The organism is Peribacillus muralis, from assembly GCF_001439925.1.
Classification (GTDB): Bacteria; Bacillota; Bacilli; order Bacillales; family DSM-1321; genus Peribacillus; species Peribacillus muralis.
Genome location: NZ_LMBV01000005.1, coordinates 35635 through 54422, shown reverse-complemented (window position 1 = coordinate 54422; position 18788 = coordinate 35635). Strand labels below are relative to the sequence as shown.

General features: G+C 44.0%; 17 protein-coding genes. 5 read left to right on the top strand and 12 right to left on the bottom strand.

Going from position 1 to position 18788, the window contains the following annotated elements; all coding sequences use genetic code 11:
* Nucleotides 1–127 precede the first annotated feature (127 nt).
* Nucleotides 128–1633, bottom strand: a complete 1506-nt coding sequence (locus ASU00_RS08730; protein ID WP_413783513.1) for a DHA2 family efflux MFS transporter permease subunit — start codon at nt 1631–1633, stop codon at nt 128–130.
* 200 nt (nt 1634–1833) lie between these two features.
* Here ASU00_RS08730 and ASU00_RS08725 point away from each other — a divergent pair, with 200 nt between their 5' ends.
* Nucleotides 1834–2730 carry a TetR/AcrR family transcriptional regulator gene (locus ASU00_RS08725; protein ID WP_057913077.1) on the top strand — a complete coding sequence of 299 codons (897 nt, stop codon included), beginning with the start codon at nt 1834–1836 and terminating at the stop codon, nt 2728–2730.
* A 144-nt stretch (nt 2731–2874) separates the two neighbouring features.
* Nucleotides 2875–4548 (top strand): ribonuclease J, encoded by a 1674-nt coding sequence (locus ASU00_RS08720; RefSeq protein ID WP_057913076.1) that lies wholly within the window; start codon nt 2875–2877, stop codon nt 4546–4548.
* 53 nt (nt 4549–4601) lie between these two features.
* On the opposite strand, the gene ASU00_RS08715 is transcribed toward ASU00_RS08720, so the two are convergent.
* The 3 genes from ASU00_RS08715 to ASU00_RS08705 form a co-directional block, all read right to left on the bottom strand.
* Complete coding sequence (locus ASU00_RS08715) at nt 4602–5939, bottom strand: amino acid permease (RefSeq protein ID WP_236712689.1); 1338 nt, start codon at nt 5937–5939, stop codon at nt 4602–4604.
* A gap of 183 nt (nt 5940–6122) precedes the next feature.
* Entirely contained in the window at nt 6123–6755 is a 633-nt protein-coding gene (locus ASU00_RS08710; protein ID WP_057913074.1) for a LysE family transporter, read from the bottom strand.
* Between the two features lie 145 nt (nt 6756–6900).
* Nucleotides 6901–8127, bottom strand: coding sequence for an MFS transporter (locus tag ASU00_RS08705; protein WP_057913073.1), 1227 nt, complete (start codon nt 8125–8127; stop codon nt 6901–6903).
* Between the two features lie 418 nt (nt 8128–8545).
* On the opposite strand from ASU00_RS08705, the gene ASU00_RS08700 reads away from it, so the two are divergent.
* Together ASU00_RS08700 and ASU00_RS08695 are read left to right on the top strand one after the other, a co-directional pair.
* The gene (locus ASU00_RS08700; RefSeq protein WP_057913072.1) at nt 8546–9172 is read left to right on the top strand and encodes a LysE family transporter; all 627 of its coding nucleotides are present in this window, start codon (nt 8546–8548) and stop codon (nt 9170–9172) included.
* A 421-nt stretch (nt 9173–9593) separates the two neighbouring features.
* Nucleotides 9594–10232 (top strand): Type 1 glutamine amidotransferase-like domain-containing protein, encoded by a 639-nt coding sequence (locus ASU00_RS08695; RefSeq protein WP_330219530.1) that lies wholly within the window; start codon nt 9594–9596, stop codon nt 10230–10232.
* Nucleotides 10233–10360: 128 nt separating this feature from the next.
* Here ASU00_RS08695 and ASU00_RS08690 read toward each other — a convergent pair whose 3' ends face one another.
* From ASU00_RS08690 to kamA, 8 genes are all read right to left on the bottom strand, one after another.
* Nucleotides 10361–10960: a DUF7010 family protein gene (locus tag ASU00_RS08690; RefSeq protein WP_057913070.1), complete on the bottom strand. Its 600-nt coding sequence runs from the start codon at nt 10958–10960 to the stop codon at nt 10361–10363.
* Between the two features lie 218 nt (nt 10961–11178).
* On the bottom strand, nt 11179–12489 hold the full coding sequence (locus ASU00_RS08685; protein ID WP_057913069.1) for a peptidase: 1311 nt from the start codon (nt 12487–12489) through the stop codon (nt 11179–11181).
* Between the two features lie 21 nt (nt 12490–12510).
* Complete coding sequence (locus tag ASU00_RS08680; protein WP_057913068.1) at nt 12511–13173, bottom strand: 3-oxoacid CoA-transferase subunit B; 663 nt, start codon at nt 13171–13173, stop codon at nt 12511–12513.
* Nucleotides 13158–13856: a CoA transferase subunit A gene (locus ASU00_RS08675; protein WP_057913067.1), complete on the bottom strand. Its 699-nt coding sequence runs from the start codon at nt 13854–13856 to the stop codon at nt 13158–13160. The genes ASU00_RS08680 and ASU00_RS08675 overlap by 16 nt, the downstream gene beginning before the upstream one ends.
* A 10-nt stretch (nt 13857–13866) precedes the next feature.
* Entirely contained in the window at nt 13867–15234 is a 1368-nt protein-coding gene (locus ASU00_RS08670) for an aspartate aminotransferase family protein (protein ID WP_057913066.1), read from the bottom strand.
* Between the two features lie 31 nt (nt 15235–15265).
* On the bottom strand, nt 15266–16144 hold the full coding sequence (ablB, locus tag ASU00_RS08665; protein WP_082630214.1) for a putative beta-lysine N-acetyltransferase: 879 nt from the start codon (nt 16142–16144) through the stop codon (nt 15266–15268).
* A 65-nt stretch (nt 16145–16209) separates the two neighbouring features.
* A complete protein-coding gene (locus ASU00_RS08660) occupies nt 16210–16476 on the bottom strand; it encodes a YokU family protein (protein WP_057913065.1) in 267 nt (88 codons plus the stop codon).
* Between the two features lie 2 nt (nt 16477–16478).
* Nucleotides 16479–17915 (bottom strand): lysine 2,3-aminomutase, encoded by a 1437-nt coding sequence (gene kamA, locus ASU00_RS08655; protein ID WP_057913281.1) that lies wholly within the window; start codon nt 17913–17915, stop codon nt 16479–16481.
* A 271-nt stretch (nt 17916–18186) separates the two neighbouring features.
* On the opposite strand from kamA, the gene ASU00_RS08650 reads away from it, so the two are divergent.
* Entirely contained in the window at nt 18187–18756 is a 570-nt protein-coding gene (locus tag ASU00_RS08650) for a GNAT family N-acetyltransferase (protein WP_057913064.1), read from the top strand.
* Nucleotides 18757–18788 lie beyond the last annotated feature (32 nt).

Genomic DNA, 18788 nt, shown 5'->3' with positions numbered 1-18788 from the left:
TGATTGCAGGATGAATTATTACTTGCTCAGGTTGAATTATTGGCTGTCCCATACCATTTTTGCGTACCTAGACCGAAATCCTAATCAATAAAGCAGGCCCCTATTCACATAGGGGCCTTGTCATGTTTTATGCGGTTTGATTTTCTTTTACAGCTGGTTTTTCTTCAGCTGGCCATGCGCGCTTAATGAAAAATGCGAGTATCAGTGCCACAGCAGCAATGAAGGTTGATACGAAGAATGAGAAGTTAATTCCATCCAGCATTGCTTGCATCCCGATTTGGGCTTTCATTTGGCCCATCATTTCAGCGGTGGGCTGGGTTGTTAATTTGCTCATCGCTTTCGTCATTAATTCTTCGGCAGTAGAAGCTGCACGGTTAGACATGACCGTAACGAGCAATGCTGTACCGATCGCACCGGATATTTGGTTCAATGTGTTATTCATCGCTGTACCGTGCGGGTTCATGCGGGCTGGCAGCGAGTTCAAACCATTTGTCATGATCGGCATCATGCACATTGACATCCCGAAGGAACGAACGGAAAACAGAAGTACAATTTCTGTATACGTTGTTTCCATTGATAATTTACTTAGCAAATACGTAGTTGCCACGGTGATAAGCAAACCGATTGAAGCAAGGATGCGGGCACCGAATTTATCGAAAAGCTTACCGGTAACCGGTGACATGAGGGCCATTAATAATGCACCCGGCAGCATCAGTAATCCAGAATCGAATGGTGAAATGCCACGTACTGTTTGTGTGTACATCGGAATTAAGATCATCCCCGAGAACATTGCCATATTCAGCACGATTGAGATCGTTGCGGATAAAGCGAACATCGGGTGCTTGAAGATCCTGAATTCAAGCATCGGTGTTTCCATTTTAAGCTGGCGTGTAATGAAAAGGATTAGGGAAATGGCACCGACAATCAGTGTCCCGTATACCCACGGGCTATCCCAGCCTTTGCTGCCTGCCGAACTGAATCCGTAAAGCAAACCGCCGAAGCCTAAGCTTGAAAGGATGACCGATACTTTATCAATTGAAATATCGACTTTTTCCTTGTGGTCTTTAAGTTTAAAGAAGCCGAAAATAAGCACGAGTAACGCAAGCGGCGTAATGAAATGGAATAGCATTCTCCAATCATAATGTTCAATGATCCAGCCTGACAGCGTCGGCCCGATTGCAGGGGCGAACATCATGACTAAACCGAATAATCCCATTGCCGATCCCCGTTTTTCGACAGGGAAGGAAGTTAATAGCACGTTCATCAATAGCGGCATCATGATTGCCGAACCTGCAGCCTGCACCATCCGTGCACCTAATAATAGCGGGAAAACTTCCGCTACACCTGCAATGATCGTCCCGATTGAGAAAAGCAGCATGGCTGTCAGGAAGAGGTTACGCACCGAATATTTTCTTATTAAGAAGGCCGTTGTCGGAATCATTATCCCGTTCACAAGCATGTAGCCTGTTGTCAGCCATTGGACTGTTGACGTTTCTATTCCTAAATCTTTTGTGATGGATGGCAGTGCAATATTTAAAAGGGTCGAATTAAGTATCGCTATAAATGCACCGACCATCAATATAATCAAAATGCCATAAGAGCCTTTTTTTTCAGTTGTTTGTGCTGTACTCACTTTTTATCTATTCCTCCATTCAAACTATTGGTTCATTTAATTGTACGATTGGTATAACGAAATCTCATAAAATCAATAATATACCCCTAGTCCATTTTTTGCAATAAAATTTTATTGGTTTAAATAGGGGTTTGTACTGTGATGGAAAATAGAGTACGATTACATTTATACAAGCAGTATAATGAAAATTAGGTGATATGATGAAGAACCGAAGGCAGGATGTCATCGATACGGCTCATAAGCTATTTATCGAAAAGGGATACCAAGCCACGTCGATCCAGGACATTTTGGTCGGCAGCGGCATTTCCAAAGGTACATTTTATAATTATTTCCCTTCGAAGGGCGAATTATTTATAGCCATTTTCCGTTCCTTCTATAAAAGGATTCGCCATGAACGGGACAAACTGTTGATTAACCAGGATTCAGCCGATATTGAAATCTTCATTCAGCAGATCGAACTGCAAATGATGGGCAATAAACAAAGTAAATTGCTTGTCCTGATTGAGGAAGTCCGCGTTTCCAACGATGAAGAGTTGAAACAATTCATCAATCAAACCCTGTTGTTGAGCATACGCTGGATGCATGGCCGATTTCTCGATATATTCGGGGAAAGTAAAAAGCCCTATCTGTTGGACAGCGTCATTATTTTCCACTCAATGATCACCCATATGAATTATTTCAATCATCGTGAGACTACGGTCGCAAAGCCGGAAATACAAATCATTCGCTATTGCATGAATCGTATGATCCATACAATCGATGAAGTTGCAAAAGGTAAGGAACAGATTCTTGATCCCGAGCTAATGGATACGTGGTTTCCGGAGTTCAAAAACCACCTTTATCCGTGTCATGATGATTTATTAAACGCGACCTTGGAATTAAAAAAAGCGATAAACACAGCTTTTCCATGCGGGGAAAATCGAACAAGGGCGGTTGAACTGATCGACTTTATCCAAGATGAGCTGATGCAGTCCGACAATCCGCGTGAATTCCTGATAGAAAGTCTGCTTGCCACTTTGAAGACTGGATATGCTTCACAAATCCAAGTATATATTGAGTCTTTTGAAGAAAGCATCAACTCTTGCTTGAGTCGATGAAGATTGAAGACACACACACCTACCGAATGCGGCAGGTGTTTTTTTATGGCTTTTTGAATTAGCCTGATTTAAAAAAAGAGTTGGTTTTATAAAAACGACCTAAGGAAACACTATCTTTATCATAATAAAGGGAGGTCTATCCACTTGAGTGTGAACGAGAATGCTTTGTCCATATTGGCTCTGGGCGGAGTGAATGAAATCGGTAAAAACATGTATGTAATTCAATATTCTAACGATATCGTCATTATTGACTGTGGTGCAAAGTTTCCTGATGAAAGTTTATTAGGAGTCGATTTAATCATTCCTGATATTTCTTTTCTCCAGGAGAATAAGGAGAAGATCCGGGCCCTGATTGTTACTCATGGGCATGAAGACCATATTGGCGGCATCCCCTATTTCTTAAAAAAATTGAATGTACCCATTTATGCCACACGTTTAACACTAGGTTTGATTGAATTGAAATTAAAAGAACATAACCTTTTGGGTGAAACGGAATTAATCCAGATCGACTCGGATTCAAGATTGGAATTCGGGGAGATGGCTCTCGACTTTTTCAAAACGAATCATAGCATCCCTGATTGCCTGGGGGTCACCATGCATACGCCGGAAGGCACGGTCGTTCATACAGGGGACTTCAAGTTTGACTTGACTCCCATGAATGATCAGTATCCCGATATTCATAAAATGGCCAAAATCGGGAGTGAAGGTGTTTTGGTTTTATTATCAGAAAGCACGAACGCAGAGCGTCCCGGCTCCAGTCCCTCGGAACATCTCGTTGGCAGCCATATTGAAGATGCTTTTATGCAAGCAAAACAGAAAGTCATTCTTTCGACCTTTGCTTCAAATGTCAATCGTGTTCAACAAGTTGTGAACGCCGCACTGAAGACAAACCGAAAACTTGCCCTAGTTGGACGTAGCATGGTGAACGTCGTAACCGTGGCCATTGAACGCGGCTACCTCGAAGTACCTGATGGGATGCTTATCCAACCACATGAAGTCGATAATTATGCTCCAGAAAAGGTCGCTGTTTTATGTACAGGAAGTCAAGGAGAGCCGTTTGCTGCCCTTTCCCGCCTTTCCAGTTCGAATTACCGGGATATGAGTATATTAGCTGATGATACAGTGATTCTTGCCTCCACTCCAATACCCGGAAATGAACGGGATGTTTCACGAATCATCGACAACTTATTTCAACTTGGTGCCAAAGTCATTTACGGTTCTGGGACTGTAACAGGCATGCATGTATCTGGACATGCCTATCAGGAAGAGTTGAAGCTCATGCTCACCCTGATGAAGCCAAAGTATTTCATTCCCATTCACGGTGAATATCGGATGTTGCACCAGCATCGATCACTGGCTGAGTCCGTCGGGGTAGAGAAGGGCAATACTTTCATTATCAGTAATGGCGATGTGGTGGATATCGAAAATTCCGTTGCCCGGCAAACGAGAAAAGTGGCTGCCGGCAATACCTTTGTTGACGGTATTGGCGTTGGTGATGTTGGCGAAATCGTACTGCGGGACCGTAAGCAGCTATCCGAAGATGGCATGCTCGTAATCGCCATAACACTAAGCAAGACGGAACGAAAAATAGTATCTGGACCCGATACCATTTCCCGTGGATTTGTATATGTTCAAAATTCCGAGGACCTCCTAAAAACTGTGAATCATCTTGTCACGAAAACGGTCAATGACTTACAAAGTGAAAAAATATACCGTTGGAACATCATTAAACAAACCATAAAAAAGGAATTGGGGCATTATCTCTTTACTCAAACTAAGAAAAAACCAATGATCCTTCCGATCATCATTGAAATTTAGCACCTTCAAAGCACAAAAAGGAACTCGACTTTGTATAAGCCGAATTCCTTTTTTTAATCAAGTTCTGATTTACTCGCTTTTGCTGCCATCGCCTTGTTTTTGTTCCAAACTTTAAGCTTCATGAAAATGGCTGCAAGTCCTATGATCACTACGAATAATAGGCTTATGAAGAACCCGGGACGTATTTCTTTTTCAAGCAGAGTGCCACTGACCGCCGCTAAAATTAAAAGAAGCCCGAAAACGGCCGTAATCTTACTCCACATCTTATTTTCCAAGATTTTGAATGAAGAAAGAATGATGAATGCCCAGTTATACAAAAGCAATATTCCAGCAGATGTCGTAATGTATTCATAAATCTTGCCTGGCAGGAGCAAGGCAGTGATGATTGATCCTAAGAGTCCCAAGGCTCCAAGACCCAGCGAAGGCAGTGGAAGGTCCTTGAATTTTTTGATCTTTTGCATGAATAATGAAGGTGCGTTCCCGTCATTGGAGAGCGTTACCAATAGATTGGTTACACCAAATAGGGAAGCGGTCATCGTCGAAAAACCGGCAATGATGATCGCACCATTAAAAACGTGCGGGAAAAATGTCAGGTGATAACTTTCCAATGCCGAAACGAATGGACTTTCTTTTACACTGAATGCCCCTAACGAAATCATGGTTACGGCTAACCCCAATGAAACCACATATATGATGGTAAGAACCAAGAGCATGATCGTTCCTGCCTTTGGCGCATCTTCTTTCTTTTTAAGTTGCATCGCCATAAGTCCAATCACCTCAATGCCGCCAAACGCATAAAAAGCATAGATAAGTGATGTCCAAAACCCTTTTAGCCCTTTTGGAAATAATTCATTGTACGTATTCGGGAAGGATGGCGGTTTTTCTCCGTCAAGACCAAACCAGCCCACAATAGCACATATTGCTATAATGATAAACATTACGATTGCTGCTGTCTTAATTACCGCAAGGATGTTTTCCACCCTGTCAAACCCTTTTGTTCCCAACAGTACCACTACGATGGAAACAATAGCGAAACCAGATGCAAAAAGCCACAGCGGTACTTTCGGAAACCAAAATTGAGATAATAGCGAAAGCGCAGTAAGCTGGCTTCCCATGATCAATATATTGGAGGACCAATAATTCCAGCCACAGCTAAAGCCCGCCCATCGTCCAAATGCTTTATTGGCATAATAACAAAAAGAACCTTCTTGAGGATCGGCAGCCGTCATCTTGGCAAGCAGATTATAAACGATATAGGTACCCACTGCAGCCAATAGAAATGAAAATACAATGGATGGCCCCGTCGTTTTAATTCCTATAGTCGATCCGAGGAAATACCCTGTCCCGATCGTACAGCCTACACCGACCAATGATAGCTGCCACCATTTCATATCGCCCTGTTGTTCACCCGATGCATTGGAATCTTGACCAGCCTTCCCTTTCGCCGAGCTGCAATTGGCTTTTGTTGTCATGACATTACCCCCTTCCATCATTCATAGTGTTGATAATGCCACAATGAATTATGCAAGGAAGAAGTTTTCAAATACCCTATGTATAAACTGAAGCATTCTCCTTTAAGATAGGATGGCAGAAATGCCTTGATAAGCAAAATAAACCCCAAAGCCGACCAATGATAATCCAGAGATGATCGAAATGGCCATTACGCTTTTTTCATTTAAGAACCTGCGAAATCCATTCGTTAATGCCGCAACAAAAAAATCCCAGCAAGTAAGACCTAGAAAAATCATCCCGCTATAGATGAGAAGTTGGGATGTCCCATAACTTGAAGCCGTTTTTGCTAAAACAGATCCATATATCCCCAACCAAAATAAAATGGACAATGGGCTGGTCACGGACATGATGAACCCCGTTAAAAAACAGGAAATTAAAGAATCTTTATTCCTGTATTGATTTACAGATATCGTATGAACTCGTAATACACTTTCGACTCCAGAATAAATAAGCACAAATCCTCCAAAAAGCCAAAGAAATATCTGAACGATCGGAATTTCCAAAAACCGCACCATACCTACATACACCAAAATCATGAACAAAGCATCTGCGATCATCGACCCTGCCCCAACGATCCAGGCGTGCCAAAACCCATTCTTGATTCCTTTATCGATACGAGCAGAGTTCACCGGACCGATTGGTGCTGCAAGTGTAAGTCCCAAGAAAAAGTAACTCAGCAGTAAATGTACACTCAATAAACATCACTCCTTCGAGGTAGTTCAAGACTTGTACATTTTATGTGACAACCTCCAGCCTATAACCACATGCAAAAAAAATATCGCGAGTTACAAACAAAAAAAGCCGTGGGAAAAGCCCGGCTTTTTCAAAGGATTTTTTATATTAGGAAGCAGCTTCTTTTTTATCCGAACTAATGAATTTCATCACGATCAATACGATGCAAATGCCCATGACTCCAGAAATGATATAGCTCATATTAAGGTAATCTTTCATGACTAGCGACATGACTGGAGGACCTGCTGCAACACCGATGAACCTTGAGGACATATAAAAAGAGGTTATGGTTCCTCTCTGTTCCTTTTCAATATTTTGGGTGATGATTGCATCGAGCGTCGGTAACAACGCACCAATTGCGACACCAACCAGGCTCGTCACGAGCAGGAGCAGGAAGACCCTTTCCTTTGTAAATCCGACAAAGACCAAGCTGATCGACAGGACCGTTAAACTGATCATGATGATTTTTTTCATGATCGGCAATTCACCTTTGATCTTCTTCCCGGCAATATAGGCGGATACACAAAGAAAAAACAGTGGAATCGCTATTACAAAGCCTTTCTTGACTCCATGTAAATCATGTATTTTCTCCAGGTTGTCCGACAAAAAGAAAAGGACGCCGAACAAAACCAACATCACAAACACCCCAATCAGAAAAACGGTATACAGCCATTTTCCCTCCTTCTTGAAGATTTGTTTCGTATCATGCCAAAATTCCTTTAGTTTCTTTGGTTCTTCCTTTTCCTTTGGCACCTTAATAAAGAAAAAAACTAAAACAATTGATATTAAACTGAAGAAGGAAATCGAGAAGAACGGTAAAAACCATATAAATGCGGCAAAAAGGGAACCCAAGATGGGGCTCAGCACTTTTCCAAAAGTATTCGAAGTTTCGATGATACCCAAGCATGCACTCGTTTTTTCATCATCATCCTTGTATAGATCCCCCACTAAAGGCAGGATGATTGGCGAGGCACCTGCAGCCCCAATCCCCTGCAAGACCCTACCAATGATGATCCAAGTATAAGGATCATGGATCTTCCACGAAGCATATCCCGCTATCAATCCGCCAATCAAGGCCAGGACCAAGCTGGGCAGGATGACCATTTTTCGTCCAAATCGATCGGATAGGTATCCTGCTATAGGGATTAAAAAAATCGAGGCTACGGAATAACTTGTAATGACCATGCTTGACTGAAAAGAAGAAATCCCCACCTTCTCCTCAAAAATGGGCAATACGGGGATAAGCATTGAATTTCCAAGTGTCATAACTAATGGGATTGATGCCATGCTGATCAAGCACCATACGCTGACATTATTTTTCTCATGACCCTCCATACTTACACTCCTCAACCATTATAAAAGCAACTTGTTGCATAAAAGGTAACCAATATGGAACTTTGCATTATCGTCTTCATTTATTATGTTAAAGCGCAGAGAGATTTATTCAGTACCGCTACAGCCAAAAATACCCCTTTGGCCTTAAAACGAAAAACCGTTCTTTTTTTTGAATTGCTTCGTATTTATACGGAATCGATAATTCAGACATAATGATCCTCCAAGTCCGCTTTGAATAACGCATGCCATTAAAATCGGCGTCTTTCCATTTGAGAAATTTACATTAGTACGTCTTTAAGCTTCAAACCGGCCTATGATTACTATTTCACCTCAAAAAAAGGGCTAAAAAGGTGGTACAAGTCCTTTTGTCTGAATACATTCAATTAAACAGATGCTTTTATGATGAGGTGATGAGATATTGGGTGTTTTTTTTAGCTACGTATTACTGGGTCTATCCCTAGCGGCTCCTATCGGCCCCATCAATGCCGGTCAATTGGACAAGGGAATCAAGAAAGGATTTTGGCACGCCTGGATTTTCGGCTGGGGTGCCATGTTAGCGGATGCCGTCTATTTAGTCCTTGTCTACTACGGAGTGATCAACTTTTTGGAAAACTCCTTCATACAGACATTTTTATGGCTTTTTGGCTTTTTCGTCCTGACCTACACCGGCTTCGAAAGCATCCTTAGTGCAGGTAAGATAGAAGTGAACGCACGGAATGCGCAGGAATCCCACTTTTCTTCTTTTGCATCAGGATTCATCATGGCACTTTCGAATCCTTTATCCATTTTGTTTTGGCTCGGTATTTACGGATCGATTCTTGCAAACACCACAACTAAATACGATTTTCACCACATCCTTCTATACAGTTCAGGCATCCTTCTCGGCCTCTTAGTCTGGGATACCACCATGGCCATCATCTCCAGCAGCTTCAGACGATTCCTATCCAAACCCATTCTTGTTAGCATATCCGTCATATCCGGCATATCGCTCATAGGAATCGGCGTCTACTTTGCCATACAGGCCGCAAAAGCGCTCTTTACATAAACGAATCCTCTCCCGACGACAAAAAAGCCCCCTAGCAGAGGGCTTTTGCTACGATATAAAATGGTTTTGTGATTTTATTCGTCAGTTTGGCGCTTTTACTCTTGAGTTTCGGTGCTTATTCGTGAGTTTCGGTGCTTTACTCGCGATTTCGGGCTCTTTACTCGCGAGTTTGGCGCTTTTACTCGTTAATTTCGGCGTTTATTCGTGAGTTTCGGTGCTTTATTCGCGAATTTCGGCGTTTTATTCGTGAGTTTCGGTGCTTTATTCGTGAGTTTCGGCGTTTTATTCGTGAGTTTTCCGCTTTTACTCGCGAATTAATTGCAGCGGCATTTTTTCTTTTTGGCTTCTTTCTGGTCTGGAATGAACCATTTCAAGTCATCAGGCTTTTAACTTGGATGAGGAATTAAATGTGTTTTAACAACTGGAGGCGATACACATCGGCAATCACGCGAATGGTGAATTAGATGACGTGTACGTGGAACTTTCAAACATGATGAAGCCCTATGCTAAGATTTTAATAATCCCATTCGCTACCGACAATTCCAGATATGAAAGTTGGCTGGCAACCATCAAGCAAGCTTTTTCCATCATGGAGCATGTAAGTGTTAACTTATTGAACGAAAATCTTTCTGAAGCGGAAATGAACCAAGCTATAAACGAACATGATGCTCTTTATTTTATTGGCGGCAGGCCCGAAAAATTGATCACTGCATTGAAAAACAAAGGACTTATCCCGCCCCTGAAAAACTTTGAACGTTTAATCATTGGATATAGTGCCGGTTCGTTAGCCTTCTGTACCGATTGCAAAATGACGAAAGACAAAGACTATCCAGATACGATGGTGGTCGATGGCTTGGCATTAGTTCCGTTTAGCGTTGAAGTTCATTACGAAGATAAGATAGATGGAGAATTACTTCCGCTTTCTACAGAACGAAAAGTATATGCGATTCCAAATGGAAGTGCCCTTTTCACAAAGAACGGCGAACCATTTAAAGGGATTAATGCTATATACGCTTTTCATAATATGGACAAGGAAAAGCTACATTCTTTTTCTGGATGAAGAAGTTACTTATAACTGAATACAATCATATGAACTAGCTTATATACAGGCAAGCCGCAAAGAAGATGCCATTTGCATGAAAATTCTTTGTCTTGTTGGAACTCCGAAGAAGCAGGATTGGACGAACCTTAAAGAGAACGGTTTACATCCAATCCCTTGCCATTCTTTACACGAAGCCATAATGTAATTCCAGTGGTCCACAGGATCAGTGCGCAGCCAAAGCCGAGCAGAGATAATTTTGACGTGATTTGGTGATTTCCAAGCAAGACGGTGTTTGGATCTAGCAGCAATGTGAGAAGTGCCACTAAGCAGATCATCACTCCCGTTACATAATATAGCTTGATTTTAAAAAGTGCTGCCAGAGGTAAAAAATGAATGCCGACGATAATGGCGATGATGCCGGGGATAAGCTCGGCTTGATCGGTGGCGTTACAGATGGCAATGGCCGCCCAAATCAGCAAAGCTTCAGCGATGAAGACGATGTTAAACCAGAAGTGGATGCGTTTCAAATGCGCCGAAGCCTGATTGGGCATTTTTTGTGCCGCAAATATGAATGAAAGGCCTCCAATAACCAATATGAGTCCAACTAACATGGCGATGAGTTCCACGTATGGAAACCCCCATCCTTGTAGTCCCATTACACCGACACCTGCCCACATCGTCCCGAAGAATGCCATGAAAATAATTCCCATTCCAGTACCGCGATAAGCTTCTTTCGTTTGCATCATCCGTTTCCTTTCCTCTTCAGTAATATCATCCACATTCCATCATACTGTGCATATTCGCCAATTATTCATCATCGGTATTCCTAAAAAGTGAAAATGAGATATCAATGAGGGCTTCGTTGATATATTTCTGTTTCCGGAGATATAATCCGATTTTCGCTGATGATAAACGAAATTTCGGCGATTAAAGTGAAGTAGCCTGCCACTGCGGCAGGCTACCATTATTGTCTATTTGCCATCTGTTCCTGATTGGTTTTTTCTTGCCCGACTTCCAAGCCGCACCATTGAATGAGGGTTAGGGCAATGATTTCTGCTGTGGCGAAGACGTTGTCGAGCAGGATGTATTCATTTGGATAGTGGGCAACTTCGGTTATTCCTGGTCCGAAAACGATGGCGGGTGTTTGACCGACGTGTGTTAGCAAGCCACCATCCGTTCCCCATGGGGAGGCTTCAATGACAGGGTCCTGTCCAGCCACTTGTCTGTATTGGTGGATGAGCGCATTCATCAGTTCATGCTCTGCATCGATGGCTCCGGGAACCCAGCGTGCCCCGAACCATTCCAAGACGGGTGGATGTTGTTTGAACCAGTCGTCTCTTTCTTTCAGCTGCAATAGCCAGTCAACCATTTCTTGCTTTGCCTGCTCCATCGTTTCCTCCGGTGCAACGCCCATCCTCCCTTCGATCTTGACAAGGTCGGGAACGGACGAAGGCCAGTTACCGCCTTCGATGACACCTAGATTGATGGGAATTGGAATGGGTGTATATTGATAAAGCGGATCCGTGATTCGTGCATTTCGTTTTTCTTCAAGAGTGCGGATATTATTGATGACAATCATGCTTTTTTCAATGGCACTGACGCCTTCATATCTTGTTCCGCCGTGAGCTGAGCGTCCTTTCACAGAGATCCGGAACCACATCGAGCCTTGCTGTTTCGGAAAAATCTTCATATTTGTCGGTTCAGGGATGAGGGCAGCATCGGCACTATATCCTCTCAGGACGGCCGCTAGCGTGCCGGCACCGCCGCTTTCTTCTTCGATGACACTTTGAAAGATGACATCTCCTTTCAATTGAAGGCCGCTTTCCTTCAATGCCTGCATGGCAAGGATGAGGGATACATTGCCCCCTTTCATATCGGTTACGCCGCGTCCAAACATTTTCCCATCCTTGATTGCCCCACTATATGGATCGTCATCCCATTGATTGCGATCACCGTCCGGAACGACATCGATGTGACCGTTCAAGATAATGGACCGGCCGCCTCCCGTTCCTTTCATGATTCCGACCACATTAGGACTGTTGGAAAATTCACTGCGTGGAGAATAAAAATAGTCATGCTTTTTCAGTTCAGTGCCATCAGGTTCCCAAATATCGACCTGCAAGCCCATTTCCTTCAGTTTTTCGGCGACGATGGCCTGTGCACCAGCTTCATTGCCTTGCGTACTCGGGGCTTGTACCATTCTTTGCAATAAATTTGTTCCTTCTTCACGATGTTCTTTAATCCATTGGTTAATCCGTTTTATTATTTCCGTCACGGTTTTCCCTCCTGTTTGATCTTATTCAATGATGCTGACGGCAGCATGGATTTTTAGCGTTGCCTCGGTATTGGCAATCACATCAGCTACGGTATAAGGAGCCATGACCTCCTTCAGCACCAATCCTTCGTTCGTAACTTCCATGACAGCCATCTCCGTGATGATTAGATCGACGCTTTGTCTCGCGGTTAATGGAAGTGTGCAAGTTTTCAAGATTTTCGATTCGCCATGCTTATTCACGTGATTCATCAGGACGATCACCTTTTTCGCTTTTTGGGCAAGCTCCATCGCCCCGCCCATGCCCGGGACCCTTTTGCCAGGAACGATCCAGTTGGCCAAATCTCCCGTTTCACTAACCTCCAAGGCACCGAGTATCGTAATGTCGATATACCCTTTCCGGATCATTCCAAAGGCGGTTGCACTGTCAAAGTAAGAAGGTCCACTCACGGTCGTGATCGGGAACCCTCCAGCGTTACAAAGAGCAGCATCCTCCTGACCGGGATCAGGCATCGGACCTGTACCGAGGACTCCGTTTTCCGCATGAAACAATACATGAAAAGTGTCTTGGATATGATCGGCGACCAATGTCGGGATGCCGATGCCTAAATTGACGATCAACCCATCACCAATTTCCTTGGCTGCGCGTTTGGCGATACGATTGCGTACATCTACTGCCATGCCCATTTCCAATTCACCCCTTCTGTCAGAATCACCATATCTACAAAAATGCCAGGCGTGACGATGCACTCCGGGTCCAGCTCTCCTGCCGGGACGATTTCTTCGACTTCCGCAATCGTGAAGGACCCAGCCATCGCCACGAGCGGATTGAAGTTACGTGCCGTCTTGTCATACACTAAATTCCCCTGCGTATCTGCTTTTTTGGCATAGACGATGCTAACTTCCGAGGTTAAGGCGGTTTCCACCAAATATTCCTTACCGCAGATCATCAGCTTTTCCTTGCCTTCTTCGGCAATCGTGTTCATCCCAACATCGACAAAAATCCCGCCTAACCCAACACCGCCGGCACGAATCCGTTCGGCCAAGGTCCCTTGCGGTGAAAATTCGACCTGCAGCTTTCCTTCCGTCATGAGACTGCCGGCATTTGGATTGGAGCCGATATGCGAGGCGATGACCTTCTTTGCTCTTTTTGCCGTCACAAGCCGGCCAATGCCGATATCAGGAAATCCAGTATCATTGCCAATCAAGGTCATTTCCTTGACTCCCTTGTCAAGGATGCCCTGAATGAGCGTTGGCGGAGAGCCCACTCCTCCAAAGCCTCCGTACATGAGCGTGCAGCCATCGGTTATATGCTCCAATGCTTCTTCCATTGTCGCCAGTTTGTTTTTTTTCGAAATGCCCTGCTTCATAGCTTTCCTCCTAAATAGCCTGCATGTTTTCGATCAAGTCTTCTTCGTGCAATTCCTGCTGCAACTCTTCAAGTGAGGCTTCGAGGATTTCGACGAGGCAATCGATTTCTTCATTCGTAATGATTAATGGCGGTGAGACAATAACCGCATCGCCAGCAATTCCTTCAATCGCACCTGCAGCAGGATAGATTAACAACCCCTTCGCAAAAGCCTTATCGACCAGCCTTGCAGTCACGCCGGCTTGCAAGTCGAATGGCGTTTTTGAAATCCGGTTCGAAACGAACTCAAGTCCAAGGAGCAGTCCCTTTCCTCTTACATCCCCAATGATTTCGAATTTCCGAGTGAGCATCTGCAATTTTTGCAGCAGATACGCGCCTTTTTCCTTCGCTGCCAAAACGAGATTCTTTCGCTCCAAGTAGGTAAGCACTTCCAATGAAATGGCGGAAGATAGTGGATTTGCACTATATGTGTGTCCGGCCATGATCGACTTCGAGCCTGTTAAAATCGGCTCCATGACACGGTCGCTAATGATCGTGGCTGCCATTGGGGTATATCCGGCACTCATTCCTTTACCCAATGCGATGATATCCGGGATGACCTCCCAATGTTCCATCGCGAACATTTTTCCTGTCCTGCCCATTCCCGTCATGACCTCATCGGCGATGAAGAGAATGTCGTATCGTTCGCAAATTTCCTTAATTCTTGGATAATATCCTAAAGGAGGGGTTACAGCACCAGCAGAGGCCCCGATGATCGGTTCGGCGATGAAGGCCGCGATATTCTCGGAGCCGATTCTTTGAATGGCTGTCTCCAACTCATTGGCACACTGCAGCTTGCAGCTGGAAGCTTCAGCATTATACGGACAGCGATAACAGTACGGAGCGGATATGCTTGGAAAATCCTCCAACAGTGGAACAAACCGTTTCCTTCTTTGTACATGACCCGACATCGAGAGGGCTCCCATCGTAATTCCGTGATAGCTCGTCCACCTGGAGATGATTCGGTTTTTTCGTTCAAATCCTTTTTCCTGCCAATGTTGGATCGCGATTTTCATCGCCGTTTCGGTCGCCTCCGAGCCACTATTCACAAAAAACGACCAATTCAAATCCCCTGGTGCCAATTCGCTTAGTTTTTTTGCCAGTGCCTCTGCGGCATCACTCGTAAAATGGGAGCGATAGGCAAAAGAAACCTTGCCGCCCTGCTCCGTCATCGCCTCTACAACCTCCGAAACACCATGGCCAATACTCGCAGTAACCGCACCAGACGAGCCGTCTAGATACTGATTGCCATCCGTATCATAAAGGTATACGCCATTCCCATGAGAAATGGTGGGATAGTGCTGGTCCAGAATGGGCTTAATCAAATGATTCCGTTTCATATCAGCTCTCCTTTCACGTTCGCTTACACATCTATTTGCAAGCTATATTTGAAGAAGATAAATCCTTGTTCCATATATTCATGTCTTCATACTTATCCCAAATGTTGCAATTCTTCGTCAACCTGCCGCCATATTCATAGCCCAGCTGGTGAAAAACGGCGTTCATGCCCATGGATAAAGATCGTGCCAATGAATAAGAGCAGAAAATGCTTTTCCTGATCAGTTCTTCTTCCAATTCCGTTAGGAGAACCTTCATGAAGCCATGCTTCCGGTGATGCGCAAGCGTTGCACAGTCTGTCAATTCAGCATTGTGATACGTCTCATTCACTTCTGCGGATGCTGCACTCACGATCGAACCTTCATATTGGATGATGGTGAAAATCGTCCCTCCCTCAATCACTTTATCGATATAGTACTCATCGTTCATCGGTGTAGGGTAGGTTTCAAAAACGGTACGATAAAGTTTTGCCAGCTCGCGTGCATCCTTCCCTGTAGCAAATCGAAGCACATACCCCTCAGGAATTTGCTGTTTTTCCTTCACCCGAGGAACCCTGCATGCAGCTTCGATGATTTTATCCTCTTTGACCCAAAAGTCGCTCGTTCGTCTTTCATCCGTTAAATAGAAGGCCATACAATAAGCGTCATTCCCTTTAAAATACTTGCTCAGTATCCCTTCCAGCATGAACCCATGAGCTAAAGCCGCAGATACATCCTCCTGTTTCGCTTTAAGGATCACTTTCGTGAAGCTTTGCTCCTTCGCGATGGTAAGTGCACGGCTTACCGCTGCTTGGAACTGTCCGCGATAATCATCTAGACGCAGCCGCTGGTTGACATGATCATGATAGAGCTCCATTACATAACAATCTCCAGTCTCCATTTTGGTGAAGAAAGGCAGCTTTTGAACAGTCATTCTGACCCTCCTTACTTACATGTTCCGGGAGAAGGGATGCCCTTCACCCACTTCTCCCGTCCATTTTATTTCCAATTGAATAGCTGCTTGACAGGCGCCAGCAAAAGCTGATCATAGGTAAATTTTTCAGGATATTCACTCAGATCGTGAATGGACAATGCCTCATCCACCTTCTGATTCATATAATCGGACACATAAATTCCACATTCGGGACAGTTTATGGCTGGAATTTGGAGGATCTTTATCGACCGTTTTCCATCAGGCATGATCCAGTAACAATCCTTCTTTTCACTTTCCTCAACGTTTGGGGCATTGCACCATAAGCAATCCATCTTCATCCCTCCTTGCCTTCCACTTTCACCGAAGCACTTTTGGCCATCTCATTCTTTTTTTCTTGGGCTTTCCGCAATTTTCCCTTCATTTCATCCCGTTTATCGCGTCGGTCCTTCAATGAGGCATGCTCTGCCGCATTCTCATACGCCTTTCTCTTATCAAGACGGCGCAGGCCTTCGGGTACCAAATTGAATTTTTCGTCTGTCATGAGCGCAGAGATCCCCACAGCTGGTTTTCGTTCGTCGGTACCATATACTTCATCAAAGTATGCGTCCGCACTGCCGGAAACATAATTCTTCGGTTCCGGATAGCTCGTGATGACACCTTCAAAGTTCCGCAACACGACCTTATCCGGGCTTTGAGATAGAAGGTAATTCGGCGTCAAAGCGATCTTCCCTCCGCCGCCAGGAGCATCTACGACAAAGGATGGCACCGCATATCCCGATGTATGGCCACGCAACGCTTCAATGATTTCCAGCCCTTTTGATACCGGCGCCCGGAAATGGCCAATCCCTTCAGATAAATCACATTGATAAATGTAATACGGTCTAACCCTTGCCATGACACAATCATGCATCAGTTTTTTCATGATATGAACACTATCGTTGATGCCTGCGAGGATGACCGCCTGATTACCAAGCGGGACGCCAGCCATCGACAGCATATCGCAGGCCTTCTTCGCTTCATCGGTCAGTTCCAGAGAATGATTGAAATGGGTGTTTAACCAAATCGGATGGTATTTCTTCAGAATATTGCATAAATTTTCGGTGATCCGTTGCGGAAAAACGACTGGAGCCCGCGTGCCGATCCGAATGATCTCCACATGCGGGATGGCCCGTAAGTTGCTCAATACGTATTCGAGGATTTTATCATTGATCAGCAAACCGTCTCCTCCGGAAATCAGCACGTCCCTCACTTCCGGTGTATTTCTAATATAGTCGATCGCCCCATCCAATTGCTTCTTTGGAACGCCCATGCCGACCTGACCTGAAAAACGACGGCGCGTGCAATAGCGGCAGTACATCGAGCACTGATTCGTAACGAGGAATAGCACCCTGTCCGGATAACGATGCGTCAACCCTGGAACTGGTGAATCCTCATCCTCATGCAGCGGATCCTCCAAATCATACCGAGTCTTATTCATTTCTGCCGAAAGCGGGACGGACTGTAATCGAATCGGACAGCGCGGATCATCAGGATTCATCAAAGAAGCATAATAAGGTGTTATATTCAGAGGAATCGTTTGCGTCGAAATCCTGACTCCTTCCTCTTCATCCGGTGTCAGGTTGACGACCTTTTTCAAATCATCCAAGGTCTTGATCGTATTGGTCAATTGCCAAATCCAATCATTCCACTGCTCCTCCTTGACGTCCTTCCAAAGCTCGATTTCATTATAGTGCCTGCGACCGCCCAGGTATTCCTTATGTTTTATTTCCATTCCGACCATATTCATGTTAAAGATCGCCTCCCCTTATTCTAAGAACATATTAATATATACTCGCAAGAATGATGCCAACAGCCGTGACAAGGAAAACATTGAACCAATAGGGAAAGTGTGCGTCTAGACCGCAAAACATTTTTCGTAATGCCCAATATTTTGCAGCCAGATTTCTTGCATTCGAGGACATAAGCATCCTCTACGGCAGGCTCCTATGATAAACTCGTATTATCTGTATTTTCTAAATAATAGCTTCAAGGGGGAGTAAGGTTTGTTGATACATATGATTGATGAAGAAGTTTCTTTAAGGTTGCTCACTAAAGATGATGCGGAAGAATTTTATAAGCTAACGATTCGTTCAAAAGCATATTTAAAAGAATGGCTCGGTTGGCTCGATTATGTAGAAAGTGTACAAGATACTGCTGAAAATATTAAATCAAGACTGATAGAATTAGTTGAAAATGGCGGATATCCAACGTCGTTTGCGATTATTTATAAAGGGAAAATTGCAGGTACAATCGGATTCAATAGCATAAATAAGTTGAATAAAATTGGGGTTGTCGGGTATTGGCTAGGTGAAGAATTTCAAGGGAAAGGGATCATGACAAAAGCTTTTAAAAGGTTAATTGAATACGGTTTTACAGATCTTGCATTTAATAGGATAGAAGTTAGAGTGGCTGTTGAAAATAAAAATAGCAGAGCGCTTCCTGAACGATTAGGGTTTAGAAAAGAAGGGGAAGTAAGGAAAGCAGAGTGGTTATATGACCATTATGTCGATCATGTTATTTATGGACTCCTGGCCGAAGAATGGAACAAATTGCCCCAAAAAAGGAACTCCTGAAATCAGGAGTTCCTTGTTCCTTTTAATCCATA

Excerpts from the sequence above, each read along its gene's own strand:
- ASU00_RS08725 (WP_057913077.1), top strand. The coding sequence starts at position 1,834 with ATGAAGAACCGAAGGCAGGATGTCATCGATACGGCTCATAAGCTATTT.
- ASU00_RS08715 (WP_236712689.1), bottom strand. The coding sequence starts at position 5,939 with ATGAAATGGTGGCAGCTATCATTGGTCGGTGTAGGCTGTACGATCGGG.
- ASU00_RS08705 (WP_057913073.1), bottom strand. The coding sequence starts at position 8,127 with ATGGAGGGTCATGAGAAAAATAATGTCAGCGTATGGTGCTTGATCAGC.
- ASU00_RS08690 (WP_057913070.1), bottom strand. The coding sequence starts at position 10,960 with ATGATGCAAACGAAAGAAGCTTATCGCGGTACTGGAATGGGAATTATT.
- ASU00_RS08680 (WP_057913068.1), bottom strand. The coding sequence starts at position 13,173 with ATGGGCATGGCAGTAGATGTACGCAATCGTATCGCCAAACGCGCAGCC.
- ASU00_RS08675 (WP_057913067.1), bottom strand. The coding sequence starts at position 13,856 with ATGAAGCAGGGCATTTCGAAAAAAAACAAACTGGCGACAATGGAAGAA.
- ASU00_RS08670 (WP_057913066.1), bottom strand. The coding sequence starts at position 15,234 with ATGAAACGGAATCATTTGATTAAGCCCATTCTGGACCAGCACTATCCC.
- ablB (WP_082630214.1), bottom strand. The coding sequence starts at position 16,144 with ATGACTGTTCAAAAGCTGCCTTTCTTCACCAAAATGGAGACTGGAGAT.
- ASU00_RS08660 (WP_057913065.1), bottom strand. The coding sequence starts at position 16,476 with ATGGATTGCTTATGGTGCAATGCCCCAAACGTTGAGGAAAGTGAAAAG.
- kamA (WP_057913281.1), bottom strand. The coding sequence starts at position 17,915 with ATGGAAATAAAACATAAGGAATACCTGGGCGGTCGCAGGCACTATAAT.